Genomic DNA, 20,519 nt, shown 5'->3' with positions numbered 1-20,519 from the left:
GTCGTCGTTCAGGGCGAAGACTCTAGCGCAGGCGATGGCGCAAACGGAAACGGCCGGGGCAAGCCCGGCCGTTCCGAATGTCACGCGTGGTGTCGCTGGATCAGAAGTCGTACCTCAGACCCACGGTGACCGACCACTGCGAGATGCCGTTCGTCTGCGAGTCCGCATCGGTCGGGACGGCAAGCGCCGAAGCCTGGCCGAACTCCGTGCCGCTGCGGTAGCCGTAGACGTACTTGCCTTCGTGGATGCCGACCAGGGTGGCGGCGGCGACGTTGCCGTTGAAGCCGTAGTCGACGATGTGCCCCCAGTCGTCATTGATCAGGTTGCCGATGTTCTGCACGTCGACCCACAGCTGCGACTTGTGGCCCTTGAAGAAGCCCGGCAGTTCCTGGCTGAAGCGCACGTCGAACGTATTCACCCAGCCAGCGCGGAAACCGTTCTCCGGCGCATAGGTGCCGCTGTAAGCCTGCAGGCCGTCCTGCGCACCGAGCCACGACCAGAACGCAGCCTCCATGGCGGGATTCGCGGTGAAGACGCCGGTCGTGGAAAGCGCGCCGAACTTGACGTCGCCCGGGCCCGACGGCACGTAGAACAGGTCGTTGAACGTGCGGTTGTCGCCGTTGGCGTCGCCCGCGAAGATGTAGCTGTACGGGCGACCGCTGCGGCCCTCGTAGAACATGCCGACCTGCGTCTTGTAGTCGCCGAAGAACGCATGGCTCCAGTTGAGCGAGCCGCTGAAGCGGTCCTTGATCTCGTAGCGCGCGGTGGTCGCCGAGGGCTCATTGATGTTGAAGCCGTACTGGCCGCCAAAGCCGGAACTGGCGGTCGAGCTGGTCAGCGCGCCCACTTCCTCGGCATTCGTGTAGGTATAGCCCAGGCTCCACGACCAGTCGCTTTCCTCGCCGAACGGCTTGGCCAGCGACACGGTGAACTGCTGGCCACGGCCCTCGTCGGTGTTCTCGAGGAGGAAGGCATCACCGAAGAAGCTGTTGTTGTTGTAGCGCGCCGGGTTGGCCGGGTTGGCCGCAGTCGGGTTGGCGGTGTTGCCGAACGGGCGCACGCTGTTCGGGTTCCAGTACAGCGTACGGCCGTCCGGGCCGGTGAAGCCCGGACCCACGTTCAGGCTGCGGTAGAACAGGCCGTTCTTGACGCTGCTGACCAGCAGTTCCGCCGACGCCACAAGGCCGCCCCACGGCAGTTCGTGGTCGATCGCCAGGTTCGCCTTCCACACCGACGGCAGCTCGAAGTCGGGATCGATGACATTGATGTTGCGGTTGGCGCTGGCCGACGGCGGGATGGTCGGATTCAGGCCATCGGGGTTGAACGGCGACGTCAGGCACGTGGCGTTCGGGCCCGAGGGCGCCGGGCCCGTGTAGGCGCAATTGCGGTAGTTCGAATAGGCGATGTAGTTCAGGCCGGTGCTCTGGTAGGCGTTGCTCACCCACACCTGCGGCGCGTCACCCTGGAACAGGCCCACGCCACCGCGCATCTGTGTCGGGCGGTCGCTGTCGAAGGTGTAGTTGAAGCCGAAGCGCGGCTGGACGATGAAGTCGCCGTTGTAGGTGCGCGAGTTGTCGAGCCCGAAGCCGCCGGTCCAGCGACCGGTGACGGGATCGATCGTCTGCGGGCCGGCGAACACCTGATTGAAGGCCGGCTGCGGGCTGGCCGACGGCTTGTCCGCACGCACGCCAAGGGTCAGCGTGAGGTTGTGGTTCACGTACCAGGTGTCCTGCAGGAACAGACCGATGTTGCGGTTGCTGTACTGCGCCGGCACCGAGCCCGGGGCGGTCTGGTACTGGAGGTCGTAATCGAAATACTCGCCACGGATAAGCGCGCCGTAGTCACGCACGCCGGCGGCGTTGCGCGACGGCAGGTAGAAGCTGTAGTTGCCCCACGAATCCTGCAGGAAGTAGTTGTAGATCTCGTTGTCGCTGTACTCGCCGCCGAACCGGATGTCGTGGTCGCCCACCGTCCAGGTGGCCGCGCCGGAGTAATCCCAGGTGTTGGTGAGCAGCGCGTTGCCCATCGAGCTGCGCTCGGTGCCCAGGCGGATGAAGTCGCCCGCGGTCGGGAAGTTGCTCGGGTTGCCGTCCTCGAAATAGACCTGGATGGCGGGTGCCGTGGTCGGCGTGACGCGGATCGCCGAATAGTCGCGGTGCGAGACCTTGAACTCGGTCGAGAAGGTGTCGCTCCAGTCGCTGAACACCTGGCCGACGACGCTCTCGACGGTCTTGTTGTGGGTGAACCAGTTCGAGCTCAGGGCCAGCGCGGTGGAACTCGAGCCCTCGGGCCGCACCTTGCTCTGCTCCAGCTTGCTGTAGCGGACGTTGGCACGGTGGTTTTCGTTGATGTTCCAGTCGAGCTTGATCGCATATTCCTCGAGCTCGGTGTCACCGTTGCCGGTGGTGCCGCCCGGCTCGAAGCCCCAGATGTCGCGCGCGATGCGCTGCACTTCGGCCAGGTCGTCGGCGTCGAAGTCGCCGTCGGTACGCATGACCGGGTTGTTGGCGAGATCCGGGCTCGGCTTGCCGCGCTGGGACTTCTCGTAGTTCACGAAGAAGAAGAGCGTGTCCTTGACCAGCGGGCCGCCGAACGTCGCGCCGAAGGTGGATTCTTCGGAGAACTCGGAGAACTCGGCACCGGTGAGCGGGTGCTCGCCGAACCAGTCGCCGTCGCGGTAGTAGCCGTACACCGAGCCGCGGAAATCGTTGGTGCCCGACTTGGTGACGGCGTTGATGTTCGCGCCGGCGGCGCCGGACAGGCTCACGTCGTAGCTCGACAGGTTGATGTCGAGGGCTTCGATGGCTTCCATCGACACCGGCTGGCGCTGGGTCGGCATGTTGTTGCCTTCCAGGCCGAAGGTGTCGCTGGCCGACACGCCGTCGATGGTGATCTTGTTGAAGCGCGGGTTCATGCCGCCCGCGGTGATGCTGCCCGAGGCGCGGTCGGTGAACGCGATGCGCGGATCCAGGCGGATGTAGTCCTGGATGTTGCCGCTCGCCGACGGAAGGGCCTTGATCTGCTGCTGGCTGACCGAGGTGCCCGAGCCCATTTTCGAGGCGCTGAACACTTCCGAGCCGACGCCGATCGCGGTCACGGTGCCGAGCGTGGTGACGTCGCCGGTGAGCGCTGCGTTCACCGTGCCGATCTGGTTCAGCGCCAGGTAGACGTTGTCTTCCGTCTTGGTGCCGGCGCCCGCCTTGGTGATCGTGACCTCGTACGGACCACCGACGCGCAGGCCGCGCGCGTTGTAGCGGCCGCTGGCATCCGTGGTGGCACGGCTCACGGTGCCCGATTCGATATGCGTGATGACCACTTCGGCACCGACCACCGGCTGGCCGTCGCTGCTGGTGACCAGGCCGCCGACACCGGCGGACGTGCTCTGTGCGAAGACAGGTGCAGCGGCAAGCACGGCGATCAGGCCGAGCGACAGTTTCGACACACGGAAGGCATTGCGACGGGTCATGGCTGGACTCTTGGTAGGCAAGGAAATTTCGGCCCGTAGACCGGGCACGGCAGGCGAAAGATGTAGAGGGTCCCCACACGCCGAGGGCCGCTGCGGCGGCCCACGGGTTAACAACAGATTAACACGTTAGCTGGCCGTGATGACAGTCATATGACGCTTTCGCCCGGCGCGGCCGGAGCACAAGTTTCCAGCTCAAGCAATGACTTAGCCTTGGCCCGCAAGTGATTGAGCGAACGTGAGGCTCAGCCGCCCGGCAGGCTGGCCAGGTAGCTGCCCACACCGTCCAGCAGCATCTGCACCGAGATCGCCACCAGCAGCATGCCCATCAGGCGCTCGACCGCGATCAGGGCACGGATCCCCAGCAATTTGTAGAGATAGGTGGCCGAAAACAGGATCGCTGCCGTTGCCGCCCATGCAAGGAACAACGCCAGGCTCCATTCGCCAAGGCGATCGGGTTCCCGGGTGCCCATCAGCATCACCGCCGCCATGCCCGAGGGGCCGGCGACCAGGGGGATCGCCATCGGCACGATGAACGGCTCGCCGCCCGGCAGCTCCCCCATCAGTCCTTCCGGCGGCGGGAAGATCATCCGCAGGCCGATCAGGAACAGCACGATGCCGCCAGCGATCGACACCGACTCCTGGCGCAGGTGCATCAGTTCCAACGCGTACTTGCCGCCCCACAGGAACATCATCAGCACCGCCAGCGCGATCAGAAGCTCGCGCGCCAGCACCACCCGCTGGCGGTGCGGCGGGAGCGTCCGCAGCATGCTCAGGAACACCGGGATGTTGCCCAGCGGGTCGAGGATCAGGAACAGCAGCAGCGCCGCAGAGGCGATGGTCATGGCGTCGGCGCCCAGACCTGGCCGCGATGCGCGACGCCCGCGGGCGCGAGCAGGTGCACGCAGGCGTCGGCGTAACGCGCCGGATCGCGCGCCCGCAGGTCCTGGTCCTCGACGTAGGCCCGCGCGCGCAGCGGAGTGCGCATCGGGCCCGGGCGCAGGGCGGAGACCCGCACCGGTGAAGTCGCCAGCTCGGCGTGCAGCGTGGCCAGCAACGCAAGCTGGGCCTGCTGGGCGATGCCATAGGCGCCGCGATAGGCCGCGTCGGGCGCGGCATCGTCGACCACGAACACCACGGCGCTGTCGGACGCCTGGCGCAGCATCGGCAGGCAGGCCTGGGTGAGCCACCAGCGCGCGGTGAGGTCGACGTGCAGGGCGCGCGCGAATGCCGCCGGGTCGGTGTGTTCGAGCGGGGTCAGGCCGGCGAAGTCGGCGGCGCAGTGCAGCACGCCATCGAGTCGGCCGAGCTGGGCCTGGATGCGCGCGGCCAGTTCCGCGTGGTCCTCTAAGCCCGCCCCGGCAAGGTCGAAGGGGTAATTCACAGGTTCCGGAAGCCCGGCCGGGTCATTGGCGATGGCGTCGTACACGCGGTTGAGCTTCGGCACCTTGCGGCCCAGCAGCACCACGCTCGCGCCCGCGCGCGCGCAGGCGTGCGCGGCGGCCGCGCCAAGCCCACCGGCGGCGCCGGTGACCAGCACCACGCGGCCAGCCAGCGCGGCGGGCGCCCCGTCGTCGGCCGCGTGTGCGCTCACGCCTTCTGCGTTTCCGCGACCATGCGTGCCAGCTCGCCGGACTCGTGCAGTTCGAGCGTGATGTCGCAGCCGCCGATCAGCTCGCCGTGGATGAACAGCTGCGGGAAGGTCGGCCAGTTGGAGAAGCGAGGCAGGTTGGCGCGGATCTCCGGCTCTTCCAGCACATTGACCGTGTGCAGCGCCGCCATGTCCGCACCGGCTGCGCGCAGGGCGCCCACCGTGCGGCTGGAAAACCCGCACATCGGAAACTGCGGGGTGCCCTTCATGAAGAGCACGATGGGGTGGCCGTCGATTTCGGCCTGGATGCGTTCAATGATCGCCATGGTGGCTCCGGCAATGCGCTGCAGGCCGCGCGGGCCCGCATGCGGGGGACTGTGATCGCGGTATTGTAAGGCCATGCCCATCGAACTCGCCGCCCTGCCCTTCGACCGCACCGCGCTCGAGCCGCATATCTCGGGCGAAACGCTGGACCACCACCATGGTCGCCACCACCGCGCGCACGTCGATGCGGTGAACTCGCTGGCACCCGCGGCTGGCATGGCCGAAGCCACGCTCGAGGAGATCGTGCGCGGGGCGCAGGGCCGTCTGCAACAGCATGCCGCACAGGCCTGGAACCTCGCATTCCAGTGGCGCTGCATGAAACCGGCCGCGGCCGGTGGCGGCGGCGAGCCGCGCGGCGCGCTGGCCGACGCCATCCAACTGCGTTTCGGCGACGTGGCCCGCTTCCGCGAGCGCTTCGCAGCGCTTGCGACTTCCACATTCGGCTCGGGCTGGCTGTGGCTGGTGCAGCGACCGGACGGCAAGCTGGCGCTGGTGCAGACTGCCAACACCGCCTCGCCGATCACCGGTGACGACCGCCCGCTGCTCGCCTTGAGCCTCTGGGAACACGCCTATTACCTCGACTACCGCGACGCCCGCGGCAAGTACATCGAAGCGTTCTGGAACGTGGCGGATTGGGGTTTCGCGGCGTCGAACCTCAAGTAAGGAGGCGCGCGACCACCGGCGCCACCTGGGTTTCGCGACCGAGCGCCGCGCCTACGCGGATGAGCGCCTGGGCGAGGTCTTCCGTGTCATCGGAGCGCAGGGTTGCATGCCCGACCTTTCGCCCCGGGCGTGCCTGCTTGCCGTAGTCGTGCCAATGGCCGCCGGCTTCGGCCAGCACGGCCTCGCAAGGCGGCATCTCGCCGACCCAGTTGAGCATGCAGGCCTGCCCCAGCGCGCGGGTCGCGCCGAGCGGCAGCCCGAGCACGGCACGCAGGTGGTTGGCGAACTGCGAGGTCTCCGCGCCTTCGATGGTCCAGTGGCCGGAGTTGTGCACACGCGGCGCCAGCTCGTTGGCCAGCAGCACGCCGTCGCGGCAGAACAGTTCCAGCGCGAACACACCCACGTAGTCGAGCGCTTCCGCCAGTGCGCGGGCATGCGCGACGGCCAACGCCTCGATCGCCGGCGCTACCGACGCGGGCGCCAGGCTTGCCGAAAGCACGCCGTCGACGTGCCAGTTCTCGGTGAGTGGCCAGGTCGCGAAAGTGCCGTCGCGGCCGCGCACGGCGACCACGCTGAGCTCGCGTTCGAACGGCACGAAGGCCTCGAGGATCAGGCCCACGCTGGTCGCCTGCGCACCGAGCACCTGCCAGGCCGCGTCGGCATCGCTGGCGGCGCGCATCCGGTACTGGCCCTTGCCGTCATAGCCGAGGCGCCGGGTCTTCAGGATGCAGGGCGCGCCGACGGTCGCGATGGCGGCGTCAAGCTCGTCGCGGGTCGCGACAGCCACGAAGGCGGGCACCGGGATGTCCAGCGCGCGGAACAGGGTCTTTTCCGCCAAGCGGTCCTGGCTGGTGCCGAGCGCGCGCGGATTGGGGAACATCGGCACGCGCTCGCTCAGCCACTGCGCCGAGGCTGCGGGAATGTTCTCGAAATCGAAGGTGGCGACATCGATGCGCGCGGCGAACTCCGCGAGCGCGGCCTGGTCGCGGTAGTCGCCGACCACCAGCGGCGCGAACTGCCCAGCGCAGGCGTCGGCGCTGGTGTCCATCACGGAAAAGCGCAGGCCCAGCGGCGCGCCGGCCAGCGCCATCATCCGCGCCAGCTGCCCGCCGCCGAGGATGCCGACGGTGGTCATCGCGCCGGCCGCGCGGCGCCGTGGCGTCGGGCGCTCATTGCCGCGGGTCGTCGTTGGACGCGACGTCGTCGGTCTGGCGCTGGCGGAACGCGTCGAGCGCCGCCGCCACAGCGGTATCTCCGGCCGCTGCCAGCATCGCCGCCGCGAACAGCGCGGCGTTGGCGGCACCGGCGTTGCCGATGGCAAACGTCGCCACCGGAATTCCCGCCGGCATCTGCACGATCGACAGCAGCGAATCCATGCCGTTGAGCGCCTTCGACTGCACCGGAACGCCCAGCACGGGTACCGGCGTCTTGGACGCCAGCATGCCGGGCAGGTGTGCGGCGCCGCCGGCCCCGGCGATGATCGCCTTCAGGCCGCGCGCGCGCGCGCTGGCGGCGTATTCGAACAGCACGTCCGGGGTGCGGTGCGCGGACACCACGCGGACCTCGTGGGCGACGCCCAGTGCTTCGAGCCGCTGCGCGGCGTGCTGCATCGTGTCCCAGTCGGAACGCGAACCCATCACGATGCCCACGACGGGCGAGGTGTGGATGGCGGTCATGGCCGTCCCCCGTGGCAAAGACGTATTCTAGCGGGCCCACGCCGAGACGTATCGCCATGGATCGCAAGCTGCTCGACATCCTGGTCTGCCCCGCCACGCGCCAGTCGCTGGCGCTGCTGGAGCCGGCAGGCCTGGAGTCCCTGAACCGCGCCATCGCCGCCCGCGCGCTGCTGCGCGGCGACCAGTCGCCGCAGGCCGAGCCGTTGCGCGAGGCCCTGGTCACGCGCGACCGCCGCACGGTGTACCGCATCGACGACGGCATTCCGGTGCTGCTGGTCGAGGAGGCCATCGCCACCGCCCAGGCTGCGGATTTCCCGAAGGCATGAGTGCTGGCGTGCGCTTCGATCCGCCGCCGGCCGACGTGGTCGCGGCCGACGTCGCACGCGCGCTCGCCGAGGACATCGGTGCCGGCGACGTCACCGCCGCCCTGCTGCCCGACGCACCCGAAGTCGCCTACCTGCTGTGCAAGGAGGACGCCGTGGTTTGCGGGCGGCCGTGGTTCGACGCCTGCCATCGCGCGCTCGATCCCGGCGTCGCCATCGACTGGCGCGTGGCCGAAGGCGACCATGTCCGCGCCGGCACGGTGCTCGCCACGCTTGCCGGTCGGACGCGCGCACTGGTCAGTGCCGAACGCAGTTCGCTCAATTTCCTGCAGACCCTCGGCGGCACAGCGACCACGGTCGCCGCACACGTGGAGGCCGTGCGCGGCACGCGCGCGCGCATCCTCGACACCCGCAAGACGCTGCCGGGCCTTCGCCTGGCGCAGAAGTACGCCGTGCGTGTGGGCGGCGGCGAGAACCACCGCATGGGGCTGTACGACGCGGTGATGCTGAAGGAAAACCACGTGCGTGCGGCCGGCTCGATCGCCGCGGCCATCGCCGTCGCGCGCGCAAGCCAGCCACAGTTGCCATTGATCGTCGAGGTCGAGACGCTTGCCGAACTGGCTGACGCGCTGGCCGCGGGCTGCGACCGCATCCTGATCGACGATTTTGACGCCGCCACCCGCCGCGAGGCGGTGCGGATCACGGCCGGCCGGATCCCGCTGGAAGTATCAGGCGGCGTTGACCTGGCTGCGCTGCGCGCGATCGCCGAGGACGGCGTCGACTGCATCTCGATCGGTGGCCTGACCAAGCACGTACGCGCGGTCGACCTTTCGCTGAAGCTCGGGCCGCCCCCCGCCTAGCGCAGGAGCAACACCAGCGCCGCCACCGCGCCCAGCACGGCGAACACGGCCATCCACGGCCATGCCGAAGTCTTTGAGGGCGTTTTGCGCAACGGAGCCGGCTGTGCGCCAACCGCCCCCGGCGCGACCACGCGGAAGCGCAGCACGTCGAAGCCGAGCTCGTCGCCATGACGTGCCCAGGCGCGCTGCTGAACCACCTCGTTGAGCAGCCAGCCATTGGTGGAACCGAGGTCCTCCACCAGCAGTCCTTCACTGGTCGGCGTCAGCCGCACGTGCTGCCGCGACACACCCGGGTGATCGAGGTGGATTCCGCAATCGGGCGCGCGCCCCAGCACGGTCGGGCCTACCAGCGCGAATGTGCGGCCGAAGCCCGCGCCCCCGACGCCGCGCAGCACGAAGCGTGGCAGTGCCGGTCGCACCACAGTGGCAAGCGTGGAGTCGCCATCGCCGGTTGCGATCGCCAAGGAGGTGGGGGACATGTCGACTCGGCGGATGGTATTCATGGGGCGCAAACTGCGGCGTCATGCGTGAAGCCCACGCAAAGGCTTGCTCAAAGCAAGGGCTTGCCCCAGATTGCGAAGCTATGCCCAGCCTGATCCTGCTAATGATAGCCGGCGCGTTCGCCTATGCGTGGTGGAATGCCGGCCGCGCCGCCAGCGAGCGCGCCATCGACGTCGGCCGCAACGCCTGCCACGCCGCCGGCGTGCAACTGCTCGACCAGACCGTCCATGCCATCGGCCTGCGCCTGCGCAGGCGCGATGACGGACGACTGGGCCTGGAGCGGACGTTCCGCTTCGAATACTCCCACGAGGGCAGCGACCGCAATCGCGGCCGGATGGTATTCCACGGCGAACGCCTGGTGGCGTTCACCGGACCGAGCCGCGCGGTCGTGGAAACCCTGCAGCAGATGGACTGATCTGCGCCGGCCGAGCGCTCCGCCCGCGACTGGCGCGGCTACTTCACCACGCGCAGGTGGCCGCGCCGCGGTGGCGCACTTCCGCCATCGGACGGTGGACGTCCGTCGGGGTCATCGTCGGAGGTGTCGCCCTGGTCACTCGCGCCGAGGCCGTTGTCGTCCGCGTCGTCGGCCGGCGGGGTGCCGGCGACATCCTCGGGTAGTGCCATCCCCTGCCCGGTCTCGCGCGCGTAGATGGCCAGGATTGCGGAAATCGGCACCAGGACCGGATGGCTCACGCCTCCGAAGCGCGCGGTGAAACGCACTGCGTCGTTGTCCATCTCCAGGCGCGACACCGCCCGATCGGCGACATTGAGCACCACCCGACCTTCCTTGACGGTGTGCGCGGGTACGCGCACGCCCGCCTGCATGGCATCGACCAGCAGATGCGGCGTCATGCCGTTGTCGGCGATCCATTCGTAGAGCGCCCGCAGCAGGTACGGGCGGTGGCTGGTCATCACGGGTGCGTCGTTACTCATGCGCGCAGTTTACCGCGCGCCATCGACCTCAGGTCGGCAGGTCGCGCAGGTGGCGTTCCTGCGGCGTGAGGCTGCGCGCGAAACCCGGGTTGCGGAAGATGCGGTTGCCGTAATCCTCGATCGCCTTGCCATCCTTGGGCAGCGGGATGTCCAGCGCCTGCAACCGCCAGATGATCGGCGCCATCGCGCAGTCGGCGAGGCTCATCTCCGGGTTGAGGAAGAACTTGCTGGCCTGGAACAACGGCACGGACGCGGTCACCAGCTCTTTCAGGCGCTTGCGGGCGGCATCGGCCTGCGCCTTGCTTCCCACCTGGATGGCCTGCACCTGGGGGACCCAGTCGTGCTCGATGCGCAGCATCGCCAGGCGGAGCCGGGCTCGCGAAAGCGGATCCACCGGCATCAGCGGCGGGTGCGGATACCGTTCATCGAGATACTCGGTGACCACGCTGGAGGCGTACAGCACGAGGTCGCGCTCGACCAGGGTCGGGACCGAGTGGTAGGGGTTGAGGTCCAGCAGGTCCTCGGGAGGACTCTGCGGATCGACCATGATCAGGTCGTAGGCCACGCCCTTGGCCGCCATCACCAGGCGGACACGGTGGCACAGGACGTCGTCGGCGGAAGAAAACAGCGTCAGGGCGTTACGCATGCGCGGACTCGCAGCCATCATCGGATCTTCTCCCGCGACCGGATTCCGCCGGCCGCAACGACGCCGCCTGCCCCTCGCAGGCGGTCGCCCGGTTTCCTTCCCGTCAGTGCACGTCCCGCCAGTATTCCTTCTTCAGCAACCAGGCGAGGAACGTGAGCAGCGCAAGGAACAGCATCACCCATACACCGATGCTCTGGCGCTTGAGGGCGGCGGGCTCGCCGGCGTACTCGAGGAAAGCGGTGATATCGCGCACGGTCTGGTTGAACGCCACGCCATCCTGGCTGCCCGGGGTGGACACCTCCAGGCTGGCAATGGTGGGCTCGCCGGTGGCCGCGTCGCGATCGCCGTGGATGGGGCGCTGGATGCCCTGCAGCTCCCACAGCACGTTGGGCATGGACGCGTTCGGGAAGACCGTGTTGTTCCAGCCCAGCGGACGCGACTCGTCGATGTAGAACGACTTCAGGTAGCTGTAGATCCAGTCGCTGCCGCGCACGCGCGAAATCACGCTGAGGTCGGGCGGCGCGGTGCCGAACCAGCCGCCGGCTTGCGCGGCCGGCATGGCGGTCAGGATCTGCTCGCCGAACTTGGCGCCGGTGAAGTTGAGGTTTTCCATCACCTCTTCCTCGGTCAGTCCGAGGTCCTCGGCCATGCGCGAGTAGCGCATGTACTTCAGCGAGTGGCACGCGGAGCAATAGTTCATGTACAGCTTGGCGCCGCGCTGCAGAGAACCCTGGTCGCCCAGGTCGGTACCTGCCTGCTGCACCGGGCCACCGCTGGCGGCCAGCGCGGAGAACGACAGCAACATGGCGCCCGCGAACGCGGCGGCGCGCCCGAGCAGGGTGGCAATCGGCTTAGTCATGCGTCGTCACCCGTTCCGGAACCGGCCTGGTGCTGTCGATCTTGGTCCACAGCGGCATGGTGATGAAGAAAGCGAAGTAGAAGAAGGTCAGCACGCGGCCGATGATGGTTTCCACCGGGTCGGTGCCGGGACCGGCGCCGATCTTGCCGAGCCACACGAAGCTGATCGCGAACAGGCCGAGCAGGACCTTCGACATCAGCCCGCGGTAGCGGTACGACTTGACCTTGCAGCGGTCGAGCCACGGCACCAGGAACAGGATGGCGATCGCACCGAACATCACCAGCACGCCGGAAAGCTTGTGCGGCACCACGCGCAACATCGCGTAGTACGGCGTGTAGTACCAGACCGGCTTGATGTGCGCGGGCGTCACCAGGCGGTTCGCCTCGGTGAAGTTGTCATGCTCGAGGAACCAGCCGCCGAACGCCGGGGCGAAGAAGATGATGAAGGCGGCGATCATCAGGAAGAAGCCCACGCCCACCAGGTCCTTCACCGTGTAGTACGGGTGGAACGGGATGCCGTCGGCCGGCTTGTTGGGATCCCAGCGGTTGCCCTTGGGTCCCTTCTTGATGTCGACGCCGTCGGGGTTGTTGGACCCGACCTCGTGCAGCGCGCCCAGGTGCAGCACCACCAACAACAGCAGCACCAGCGGCAGGGCGATCACGTGCAGGGCGAAGAAACGGTTGAGCGTGGCATCCGAGGGCAGGTAGTCGCCCATGATCCACTCGGTCAGCCCGGTGCCGATGACGGGCACCGCGCCGAACAGCGAGATGATCACCTTGGCGCCCCAGAACGACATCTGGCCCCATGGCAGCACGTAGCCGAGGAAGGCTTCGGCCATCAGCACCAGGTAGATCAGCATGCCGAGGATCCACACCAGCTCGCGCGGCTTCTGGTAGCTGCCGTACATCAGCCCGCGGAACATGTGCAGGTAGACCACGATGAAGAACAGCGATGCGCCGGTGGAGTGCATGTAGCGGATCAGCCAGCCCCACTCCACGTCGCGCATGATGTATTCCACCGACGAGAAGGCCTCGGCGGCGGACGGCTTGTAGTGCATCGTCAGGAAGATGCCGGTGACGATCTGGTTGACCAGCACCAGCATGGCCAGCGAGCCCATGTAGTACCAGAAGTTGAAGTTCTTCGGCGCGTAGTACTCGGTCATGTGCTTGCGGTACATCGGCATCATGCCGGGCGCGCGCTCGTTGACCCAGTCCATCACGTTGTTGGCGGTGCGCGTGATCACGTTCGACATGGCTTACGCGGCCCCCTGCGGGTCGACACCGATGACGATGGTGTTGTCATCGGTGAAATGGTGCGGCGGCACCACGAGGTTGGTCGGCGCCGGGACGCCCTGGTACACGCGGCCGGCCATGTCGAACTTCGACTTGTGGCAGGGACAGAAGTAGCCGCCCTTCCAGTTGGCGTCGAACGGCGCGGGGCGGATCTCGGCGACCATTTCCGGCGAGCAGCCAAGGTGGGTACACAGGCCCACGAGCACGGAGATCTCCGGCTTGAGCGAGCGCAGCTCGGGATTGGCCGCGCGGATGTACTCCGGCTGCTGTTCCACGTTCTCCGACTGCGGGTCGCGCAGCTGGTCATCAAGGGTCGGCAGCGCGGCGAGGATGGCCTGCGAGCGCTTGACGATCCAGATGGGCTGCCCGCGCCACTCCAGGATCAGGCGCTGGCCCTCGGCGAGCGCACTGATGTCGGCGGTCACCGGCGCGCCGGCGAGCTGGGCTCGCGCGCTGGGAAACCACGACTTGATGAACGGAACCGCGGTGACGCCCGCGCCCACGGCGCCGACCACTGCAGTGGTGGCTGTCAGGAAGCGGCGACGGCCGTGATCGACCGAGCCCCCCTCGACAGGATCCAGAACCCCTTCATTGCCCATCCGCCACTCCGAAAAACCGTCTGGTCGCTGATCAATTGGCTGCCACTGCACGACGCTCCACGAAGGGAACGCCGGCCACAAAGACAGTGAAGTGTAGCGGAACGCCGATTCAGGGGACAACGCCGGCGACGGCGAAACCCGGAATCAGTTGGCCGCGTGGCCGCGATAGCGGTCGGCCAGCACCGCGACGCGTTCGACGTAGCGGCGCGTCTCGTTGTAGGGCGGCACGCCCTTGTGGCGATCCACCGCGCCCTCGCCGGCGTTGTATCCGGCCGCGGCAAGGGTCAGGTCACCCTTGAAACGCTTGAGCAGCCACGAGAGGTACTGCACGCCGCCGCGGATGTTCTGCTGGGGATCGAATGCATTGACCACGCCGAAGCGCTGCGCCGTGGCCGGCATCAGCTGCATCAGCCCCTGCGCCCCGACCCGCGACAGCGCATTGGGATTGAAGGCGGATTCGGCATGCATGATCGCGCGGATGATGGCGACCTCGACCCCGAACTCGCTGGCTGCGGCCTTGATTTCCGCGTCGAAGGCCTGGGTGTTGAGGCGCAGCGTGCCGAAGTTGACGCCCGGGGAACCGCAGGCGTAGCAGGTCTCGAAGAAGCTGTAGCGGATCGTGCGCAGCGCGGTGGCACCGGTGCTGCCCTTGGGCCTGCGACTGGTGTAATGGCGCACGCCGTCCTGCACGTAGGAGTACACCTCCCCCTGCACCAGGCGCCGCTGGCTGCTGCTGGCGGCCGGGGCCGCAGGCGCGCTGATCATGACTGGAGCGGCGGCGGCGCCTGATCCACCCATGAAGGTCGCGGGCGCATTGGCATTCAAGGACACCGGCGACCCTTCGACAACGGTGGAGGCGGTCACGCCACCCACTGCCGCGGACACCTGCGAGGGCTTGCTGGGAGATGAGGGACGGCTCGGGCGGCTGCCGCTGTAGGTCGTGGCCACCGTGCAGGCGGCGCCCTGGATGCGCTTGCTGACGTAGCTCTGCACGCCGTCGCCCACGTCGCAGCGATAGATCGTGCCGGCCACGGCAGGCGCTGCCGCCAAGAGGCAGGCAAGACCCAAGATTGCCCCGACGTGCTTCATCCCTGCCCCTCCATCGCGTCGCAGTCTCCTACCTTCAGGTGGGCTTGCCAAGGGCCCGGAACGTGACGGCCGGCGAGGATCCGCGCTCCGCGAAGCCCGCGCGGCCCCGCCGGCGCCATTTGCGTCGACGTAACAGCAAACGCGCCCGCGCGCGCGCTCCGGACGCCGGCGCTACACTTTGCCGCCCCCCCGCCCCCTCCGGCCCGGACTCATCGCCGCGCCCCGGACACGCCATGACCCAGTCCCCACCCCCGCCCGCCGCCACGACCGAAGACAGCCCTCGCCTGGCCGGCAAGCTCTTCATCGAGACCCACGGCTGCCAGATGAACGAGTACGACTCGGCCCGCATGGCCGACGTACTGGCCGCGTCGGACGGCCTGGAGCTCACCACAAATGTGGACGAAGCCGACGTGATCCTGGTCAATACCTGCTCGATCCGCGAAAAAGCGCAGGAAAAAGTGTTCAGCCAGCTGGGTCGCTGGAAGCGGCTCAAGCACGGCGACCGCCCGGTGCTGATCGGTGTCGGCGGATGCGTCGCCAGCCAGGAAGGCGCGGCGATCGTGAAGCGCGCGCCGCACGTCGATCTGGTCTTCGGCCCGCAGACCCTGCACCGCTTGCCGGACCTGATCCGCGGCCGCCGCGAGAGCGGCCTGCCACAGGTCGACATCAGCTTCCCCGAGATCGAGAAGTTCGACCGCCTGCCCGAGCCACGCGCCGAAGGACCCAGCGCCTTCGTGTCGATCATGGAAGGCTGCAGCAAGTACTGCTCGTTCTGCGTGGTGCCCTACACCCGCGGCGAGGAGGTCAGCCGGCCGTTCGAGGACGTCCTGGTCGAGGTCATGCAGCTCGCCGCGCAGGGCGTGCGCGAGGTCAACCTGCTGGGCCAGAACGTCAACGCCTACCGTGGGCCGATGGCGCCTGCCGAAGGGGATGACGGCGCGGCTGCGGGCGAGCCGCAGTTCGCGGACCTCGGGCTGCTGATCCGCACGATCGCCGAAATCGACGGCATCGACCGCATCCGCTTCACCACCTCGCATCCGCTCGAGTTCTCCGACTCGCTGGTCGAGGCCTACCGCGACGTTCCGCAGCTCGCGAACTACCTGCACCTGCCGGTGCAGTCGGGCTCGGACCGGATCCTCTCGGCAATGAAGCGTGGCTACACCGCGCTCGAGTTCAAGCAGAAGATCCGCAAGCTGCGCGCGGTGCGGCCGGACATCTCGATCTCGTCCGACTTCATCGTCGGCTTCCCGGGCGAGACCGAAGCGGACTTCGAGAAGACCATGAAGCTGATCGAGGACGTCGGTTTCGACCAGTCGTTCTCCTTCATCTACTCGCGCCGCCCGGGCACGCCGGCCGCCGACCTCGAGGACACCGTGACGGGCGAGGAGAAACATGCCCGCCTGTCGCGCCTGCAGGCGCACATCAATGACCACGCCGCCGGGATCTCGCAGGCGATGGTGGGCAGCGTGCAGAAAGTGCTGGTCACCGGCCCGTCGCGGAAGAACGCCGACGAACTCACCGGCAAGACCGAGAACATGCGTCCGGTGAATTTCGCCGGGCATCCGCGGCTGGTGGGCCAGTTCGTCGACGTGGTGATCACCGAGGCGCTCAGCAACTCGCTGCGTGGGCGCGTGGCCACCGCCGAAGCGCCTGCCGCGGCCTGACCGCGACGCGCTGCATGGAGCGCCCGCCGCCCATGGCCGCCCCCGCGCGCAGGTGCCGCGTCGACCCGCTCGGCCTGTGGTTCTGCAGCCTGGCCGCGCTCGGCCTCGCGCGCGCCTGGCTCTACCTGGTCCGCGATGGCGGCGATGCCGGTGCGGTGGGCTGGGCATGGCTCGGCGGCTCGCTGCTCCTGGCCTGCCTCGGCGTGGGGATCGTGCTGCGCGGTCTCCGGCGCCCGCGACCGGACGCCAGGCCGCAGTTCCCACCGCGCGCATAGCTCCTGCCGCTCAATCGAGCCGCTTGCGGAAACGCGCGATCGCCAGCGCCATGGTCACCGTGGTGAACACGACCAGCGCCAGCACCGCCGGCCACAGCTCCCAGAGGCTCGCGCCGCGCAGCATGATGCCGCGGATCAGGCGCAGGAACTGCGTCATCGGCAGCAGCTCCGCGCCCCACTGCACCACTTCGGGCATGCCCGCGAACGGGAACATGAAACCCGAGATCAGGATCGACGGCAGGAACACCAGCATGGCCACTTGGATCGCCTGGAACTGCGTGCGCGTATGCGTGGAGATCAGCAGGCCCATCGACAGGTTTGCGAACACCAGCAGCATCGACGCGAGATAGACGTCGAGCAGGGTGCCGCGCAGCGGCACGTCGAAGAATTCGAAGCCCAGCACCAGGATCAGCGTTGTCTGGATGAGTCCGATCGCCGCGTATGGCAACACCTTGCCGATCATCAGCGCGCTGCGGCTGAGCGGCGTGGCGATCAACAGCTCCATGTTGCCGCGCTCGCGCTCGCGCACCGCCGCCATCGCGGTGAACATCATCATGGTCATGGTGAGGATCAGGCCGATCAATCCCGGCACGATGCTGACCGCTGAACGCCGCTCCGGGTTGTAGAAGCTCACCACTTCGATCTGCGGCGCGCGCGGCGCCGCGCGCTGGCCGCCAGGCAGCTCGAGCGGCAGCTGCGCGAGCTGGTTGGCAGCCGCCTGCACCACGGTGTCGGTGCCGTCCACCATGACTTGCACAGCGGGGCGGCCATCGGCGAGCCGGCGCTCGTAATCCGGCGGTATGACGATGCCGACGCCGGCCTGGCCGCGGCGCAACATGTCCATCAGCTCCTGCGGCGTATCGGCCACGCGGCGGATGTCGATGATGCCGGTGGCAGCCATGTCCATCACCGCCGCACGCGAGGTCGAAGTCATCGCCTGGTCCGCCACGGCGGCATGCAGGTTGCGCGGGTTGTAGTTGATCGCGTAGCCGAACAGCAGCAGGTCGACCACCGGGATCGCCACGATCATCACCACGCTGATGCGGTCGCGGCGCATCTGCCTCAACTCCTTCAGCGCCACGGCCCACATGCGGCGGAGGTTCTTCATACGCGCCCCTCACGATCGCTGCGCCCGCGGGTGGCGGCGACGAACACGTCCTCGAGATTGGAGCCGACCGGAGCCACGTCGGCCTGCAGCCCGGCGCCACGCAGCGCGCGGCCGATCGCGTCGGCCGCATCCTCGCCCGGTGCGGACAGCACGCGCAGGCTGTTGCCGATCTGCGCCACGCTGAGCACGCCCGGCAATGCCGCCAGCACGCGCTGCGCCTGGCGCGGGCGTGCGGCCCGCACCTCCACACTGCGGCCGCGCAGGTCGCCTGCCAGCTCGCCGGGGGCGCCGTCGGCCACCAGCACACCCTGGTCGAGGATGGCGATGCGGTGGCAGCGTTCGGCCTCGTCCATGTAGTGCGTGGAGACCAGCAGCGTGGTGCCGGCATCGGCGAGCTCGAAGAGCTTTTCCCAGAAATCGCGGCGCGACTCCGGATCCACCGCGCTGGTGGGTTCGTCGAGGAACAGCAGCTCGGGCTTGTGGATCACCGCGCCGGCCAGCGCCAGGCGCTGCTTCTGGCCGCCGCTCATGGTGCCGGCGAGCTGCTTCTCGCGGCCTGCAAAATGATAGAGCTCGACCAGCTCATCGACGCGCGCGCGCGTTGCGCGCCGGTCCAGGCCGTAGACGGCGGCAAGGAACTCCAGGTTCTCGCGCACCGTCAGGTCCTCGAACAGGGAGAACTTCTGGGTCATGTAGCCGATGCGCAGGCGCAGGGCGTCGGCTTCATCGGGAATGCGCAGGCCGAGCACCTCGATCACGCCCGCCGTCGGCGTGAGCAGCCCGCAGAGCATGCGGATGGTGGTCGACTTGCCGGAGCCGTTCGGACCGAGGAATCCGTACACATGCGCGCGCGGCACGGTGAGGTCGACGTGGTCGACGGCAGTGAGGTCGCCGAAGCGCTTCACCATGCCGCGCGCGCGGATCGCGGGCTCGCCCTCGCCTGCCGTCGGCGACGGCGACGGCGGCTGTGGTGGATCAACGGCCGCCATCGAACACCACGCGCAGCGGCAGGCCAGCGGGCAGGTCGCCGGCGTCCTCCAGCTCGACTTCCGCCAGGTAGCTGAGACGCGCGGCGTCCTCGCCGGCCAGCGCGTAGTACGGGGTGAACGCGGGCTCGTTGCGGATCATGCGAACGCGTCCCGCATGCCGGCGTTCGCCGTTCGCGCCGACCAGCACGGTCGCGCGGTCGCCGACCTCGATGCCCGCGCGCAGCGGCTCGGGCACATGCACACGGGCGAACGGCGCCTCGCCAACCAGCATCACCGCGAGCGGCGCACCCACCGGCGCCTGGTCACCGAGGCGGTAGGGAAGGCTGTCGACGCGGCCTGCACGCGGTGCGACGACGTCCAGCCTGCCGGTGGCGAATGCCTGTGCCTGGAGCCTCGCCTCGGCCGCTACGAGCGCCGCCTCGCCTTGCGCGACCTGCTCGGGGCGCACGCCGTTGCGCAGCTCCGCCAGTGCCGCCCGCGCTGCCGCCACCTGCGCCTCGGCGTTGCCGGATGCGGCGCGTGCGCGATCGACATCCGCCGCGGACGCCAGTTGCTGGCTGCCCAGCGGCCGAAGGCGCTGGAAATAGGCGCGGGCATCGCGCGCCTGCGCTTGCGCTGCGGCCACGTTGGCGCGCGCCTGGTCGAGGGTTTCCGCGCGCGCGCCGTTGCGCAGCTCGTCCAGTGCTTCGCGCCGGTTTGCCACCTCCGCGCGCGCGGCCGCCAGCTCGGCGTCTCCGCGCACATGCTCAAGGCTCAGGATGCGGGCGCCGGCTTCGACACGCTCGCCCTCGCGCACGGCGATGTCGACGATCCGCTCGGCCGCGGGTGCGGGAAGCGTGATGCGGTCGTACTCGAGGGTGCCGAGGGCGTAGTCGGGTTCCGCGGTGCAGGCGGCAAGCAGCAACAGGAGCAGGGCCGCGATATGCGGGCGAAGCTGCAGCCGGCAAGCGCGTGTGCCGGAGCGGTCATTCATGGGATGTCTCCAGGCCGCGCTCAAGCAATGCGAGCGCATGGCGGCGGATGTCGTCGATGCCGAGGTCGTCGGCGTCCAGCAGCGGCCGCCAGATCGGCAGCCCGGCAGCGGGGAACAGGGTGAGCCCGACCAGCGACACCATCAGCAGCCGCGGGTCGAGCCCGGGGTTCAGGCGACCGGCCGCCTGCTCTTCGGCAATGCGCGCGGCCAACAGACGGGAGAGTCCTGGCGCAAGCTGGGTGCCCATCCAGTCGCGCAGGCCGCCGCCTTCGCTGACCACCTCGCGGATCCACAGCGCAGGCAGCCAGTCGTGACGCGCCACGAGCTCGCACATGCGTTCGACGAAGGCGACGAAGATGTTGCCCGGTGCCGGTTCCCCGCGCTGGACGAGCAGCGCCTGCGCCTCTTCGAACACCGGCAGCAGGCGTTCGGCCAGCACCGCGTCGCGCAAACCTGCGGCATCGATGAAGTAGTAGTGCAGCGAGGCCGGGGTGACGCCGGCATCGGCGGCGATGTCACGCAGCGAACTCGCGGCGATCCCCTGCCGTGCATAGCGCGACAGGGCGGCATCGAGCAGGTCGCCGCGGCTGCTGCCCGCGCCAGCAGTTGGGCGTCCACGCGCACGGCGTGCAGGCGCTCGTTTCGTAACCATCGCGGCCCTCCGGAGTAACAGGCGCATATTTAATTCAAT

21 protein-coding genes and 2 pseudogenes are annotated in these 20,519 nt (G+C 68.5%); 6 read left to right on the top strand and 17 right to left on the bottom strand.

Features of this window, described 5'->3' with window-relative positions; genetic code table 11:
* Positions 1-100 precede the first annotated feature (100 nt).
* From JGR64_RS03625 to grxD, 4 genes are all read right to left on the bottom strand, one after another.
* A complete protein-coding gene (locus tag JGR64_RS03625) occupies positions 101-3,466 on the bottom strand; it encodes a TonB-dependent receptor (protein ID WP_233348376.1) in 3,366 nt (1,121 codons plus the stop codon).
* A 242-nt stretch (positions 3,467-3,708) separates the two neighbouring features.
* Positions 3,709-4,308 (bottom strand): MarC family protein, encoded by a 600-nt coding sequence (locus tag JGR64_RS03620; protein WP_199375208.1) that lies wholly within the window; start codon positions 4,306-4,308, stop codon positions 3,709-3,711.
* Complete coding sequence (locus JGR64_RS03615) at positions 4,305-5,057, bottom strand: SDR family NAD(P)-dependent oxidoreductase (RefSeq protein WP_199375207.1); 753 nt, start codon at positions 5,055-5,057, stop codon at positions 4,305-4,307. Before JGR64_RS03615 ends, JGR64_RS03620 begins: the two co-directional genes overlap by 4 nt.
* Complete coding sequence (grxD, locus tag JGR64_RS03610; RefSeq protein WP_199375206.1) at positions 5,054-5,380, bottom strand: Grx4 family monothiol glutaredoxin; 327 nt, start codon at positions 5,378-5,380, stop codon at positions 5,054-5,056. The genes JGR64_RS03615 and grxD overlap by 4 nt, the downstream gene beginning before the upstream one ends.
* Before the next feature lie 73 nt (positions 5,381-5,453).
* Between grxD and JGR64_RS03605 the strand changes: the two genes are divergently transcribed.
* Positions 5,454-6,041: a Fe-Mn family superoxide dismutase gene (locus JGR64_RS03605; protein WP_199375205.1), complete on the top strand. Its 588-nt coding sequence runs from the start codon at positions 5,454-5,456 to the stop codon at positions 6,039-6,041.
* On the opposite strand, the gene JGR64_RS03600 is transcribed toward JGR64_RS03605, so the two are convergent.
* Together JGR64_RS03600 and purE are read right to left on the bottom strand one after the other, a co-directional pair.
* A complete protein-coding gene (locus JGR64_RS03600) occupies positions 6,034-7,176 on the bottom strand; it encodes a 5-(carboxyamino)imidazole ribonucleotide synthase (RefSeq protein ID WP_199375204.1) in 1,143 nt (380 codons plus the stop codon). The genes JGR64_RS03605 and JGR64_RS03600 overlap by 8 nt on opposite strands.
* Positions 7,177-7,210: 34 nt before the next feature.
* Positions 7,211-7,717, bottom strand: a complete 507-nt coding sequence (purE, locus tag JGR64_RS03595) for a 5-(carboxyamino)imidazole ribonucleotide mutase (protein ID WP_199375203.1) — start codon at positions 7,715-7,717, stop codon at positions 7,211-7,213.
* Between the two features lie 56 nt (positions 7,718-7,773).
* On the opposite strand from purE, the gene JGR64_RS03590 reads away from it, so the two are divergent.
* Both JGR64_RS03590 and nadC read left to right on the top strand, forming a co-directional pair.
* A complete protein-coding gene (locus tag JGR64_RS03590; protein ID WP_199375202.1) occupies positions 7,774-8,043 on the top strand; it encodes a Trm112 family protein in 270 nt (89 codons plus the stop codon).
* Positions 8,040-8,900, top strand: coding sequence for a carboxylating nicotinate-nucleotide diphosphorylase (gene nadC, locus JGR64_RS03585; RefSeq protein WP_199375201.1), 861 nt, complete (start codon positions 8,040-8,042; stop codon positions 8,898-8,900). The genes JGR64_RS03590 and nadC overlap by 4 nt, the downstream gene beginning before the upstream one ends.
* Here the strand turns inward: nadC and JGR64_RS03580 are convergent.
* On the bottom strand, positions 8,897-9,379 hold the full coding sequence (locus JGR64_RS03580) for an FHA domain-containing protein (RefSeq protein ID WP_199375200.1): 483 nt from the start codon (positions 9,377-9,379) through the stop codon (positions 8,897-8,899). The genes nadC and JGR64_RS03580 overlap by 4 nt on opposite strands.
* A gap of 104 nt (positions 9,380-9,483) precedes the next feature.
* On the opposite strand from JGR64_RS03580, the gene JGR64_RS03575 reads away from it, so the two are divergent.
* On the top strand, positions 9,484-9,816 hold the full coding sequence (locus JGR64_RS03575; protein ID WP_199375199.1) for a DUF3301 domain-containing protein: 333 nt from the start codon (positions 9,484-9,486) through the stop codon (positions 9,814-9,816).
* A 53-nt stretch (positions 9,817-9,869) separates the two neighbouring features.
* Here JGR64_RS03575 and JGR64_RS03570 read toward each other — a convergent pair.
* The 6 genes and pseudogenes from JGR64_RS03570 to JGR64_RS03545 form a co-directional block, all read right to left on the bottom strand.
* Positions 9,870-10,313, bottom strand: a pseudogene (locus JGR64_RS03570) (ClpXP protease specificity-enhancing factor); the annotation flags it as partial.
* Between the two features lie 49 nt (positions 10,314-10,362).
* Positions 10,363-10,998 carry a glutathione S-transferase N-terminal domain-containing protein gene (locus JGR64_RS03565; RefSeq protein ID WP_199375197.1) on the bottom strand — a complete coding sequence of 212 codons (636 nt, stop codon included), beginning with the start codon at positions 10,996-10,998 and terminating at the stop codon, positions 10,363-10,365.
* 85 nt (positions 10,999-11,083) lie between these two features.
* Positions 11,084-11,839 carry a cytochrome c1 gene (locus JGR64_RS03560; RefSeq protein WP_199375196.1) on the bottom strand — a complete coding sequence of 252 codons (756 nt, stop codon included), beginning with the start codon at positions 11,837-11,839 and terminating at the stop codon, positions 11,084-11,086.
* Positions 11,832-13,091: a cytochrome bc complex cytochrome b subunit gene (locus JGR64_RS03555; protein ID WP_199375195.1), complete on the bottom strand. Its 1,260-nt coding sequence runs from the start codon at positions 13,089-13,091 to the stop codon at positions 11,832-11,834. The genes JGR64_RS03560 and JGR64_RS03555 overlap by 8 nt, the downstream gene beginning before the upstream one ends.
* Positions 13,092-13,094: 3 nt before the next feature.
* Complete coding sequence (gene petA, locus JGR64_RS03550) at positions 13,095-13,730, bottom strand: ubiquinol-cytochrome c reductase iron-sulfur subunit (RefSeq protein WP_199375194.1); 636 nt, start codon at positions 13,728-13,730, stop codon at positions 13,095-13,097.
* 144 nt (positions 13,731-13,874) lie between these two features.
* Positions 13,875-14,819, bottom strand: a complete 945-nt coding sequence (locus JGR64_RS03545) for a lytic transglycosylase domain-containing protein (RefSeq protein ID WP_199375193.1) — start codon at positions 14,817-14,819, stop codon at positions 13,875-13,877.
* Between the two features lie 290 nt (positions 14,820-15,109).
* Between JGR64_RS03545 and miaB the strand changes: the two are divergent.
* Positions 15,110-16,483: pseudogene (miaB, locus tag JGR64_RS03540) on the top strand (tRNA (N6-isopentenyl adenosine(37)-C2)-methylthiotransferase MiaB); the annotation flags it as partial.
* Positions 16,484-16,515: 32 nt separating this feature from the next.
* Positions 16,516-16,758 (top strand): hypothetical protein, encoded by a 243-nt coding sequence (locus JGR64_RS03535; protein WP_199375191.1) that lies wholly within the window; start codon positions 16,516-16,518, stop codon positions 16,756-16,758.
* A gap of 10 nt (positions 16,759-16,768) precedes the next feature.
* Here the strand turns inward: JGR64_RS03535 and JGR64_RS03530 are convergent, their stop codons facing one another.
* Genes JGR64_RS03530 through JGR64_RS03515 form a run of 4 tightly spaced genes read right to left on the bottom strand, consistent with a single transcriptional unit; the run spans position 16,769 to position 20,480 of the window.
* Positions 16,769-17,866, bottom strand: a complete 1,098-nt coding sequence (locus tag JGR64_RS03530; protein ID WP_199375190.1) for an ABC transporter permease — start codon at positions 17,864-17,866, stop codon at positions 16,769-16,771.
* Complete coding sequence (locus tag JGR64_RS03525; protein WP_199375689.1) at positions 17,863-18,789, bottom strand: ABC transporter ATP-binding protein; 927 nt, start codon at positions 18,787-18,789, stop codon at positions 17,863-17,865. Before JGR64_RS03525 ends, JGR64_RS03530 begins: the two co-directional genes overlap by 4 nt.
* Before the next feature lie 52 nt (positions 18,790-18,841).
* A complete protein-coding gene (locus JGR64_RS03520) occupies positions 18,842-19,828 on the bottom strand; it encodes an HlyD family efflux transporter periplasmic adaptor subunit (RefSeq protein ID WP_199375189.1) in 987 nt (328 codons plus the stop codon).
* A complete protein-coding gene (locus JGR64_RS03515) occupies positions 19,821-20,480 on the bottom strand; it encodes a TetR/AcrR family transcriptional regulator (RefSeq protein ID WP_199375188.1) in 660 nt (219 codons plus the stop codon). Before JGR64_RS03515 ends, JGR64_RS03520 begins: the two co-directional genes overlap by 8 nt.
* Between the last annotated feature and the right edge of the window lie 39 nt (positions 20,481-20,519).

It is taken from the genome of Luteimonas sp. MC1572 (assembly GCF_016615815.1).
In the GTDB taxonomy this organism is placed as follows: domain Bacteria; phylum Pseudomonadota; class Gammaproteobacteria; order Xanthomonadales; family Xanthomonadaceae; genus Luteimonas.
This window is presented reverse-complemented; position numbering and strand designations above follow the sequence as displayed.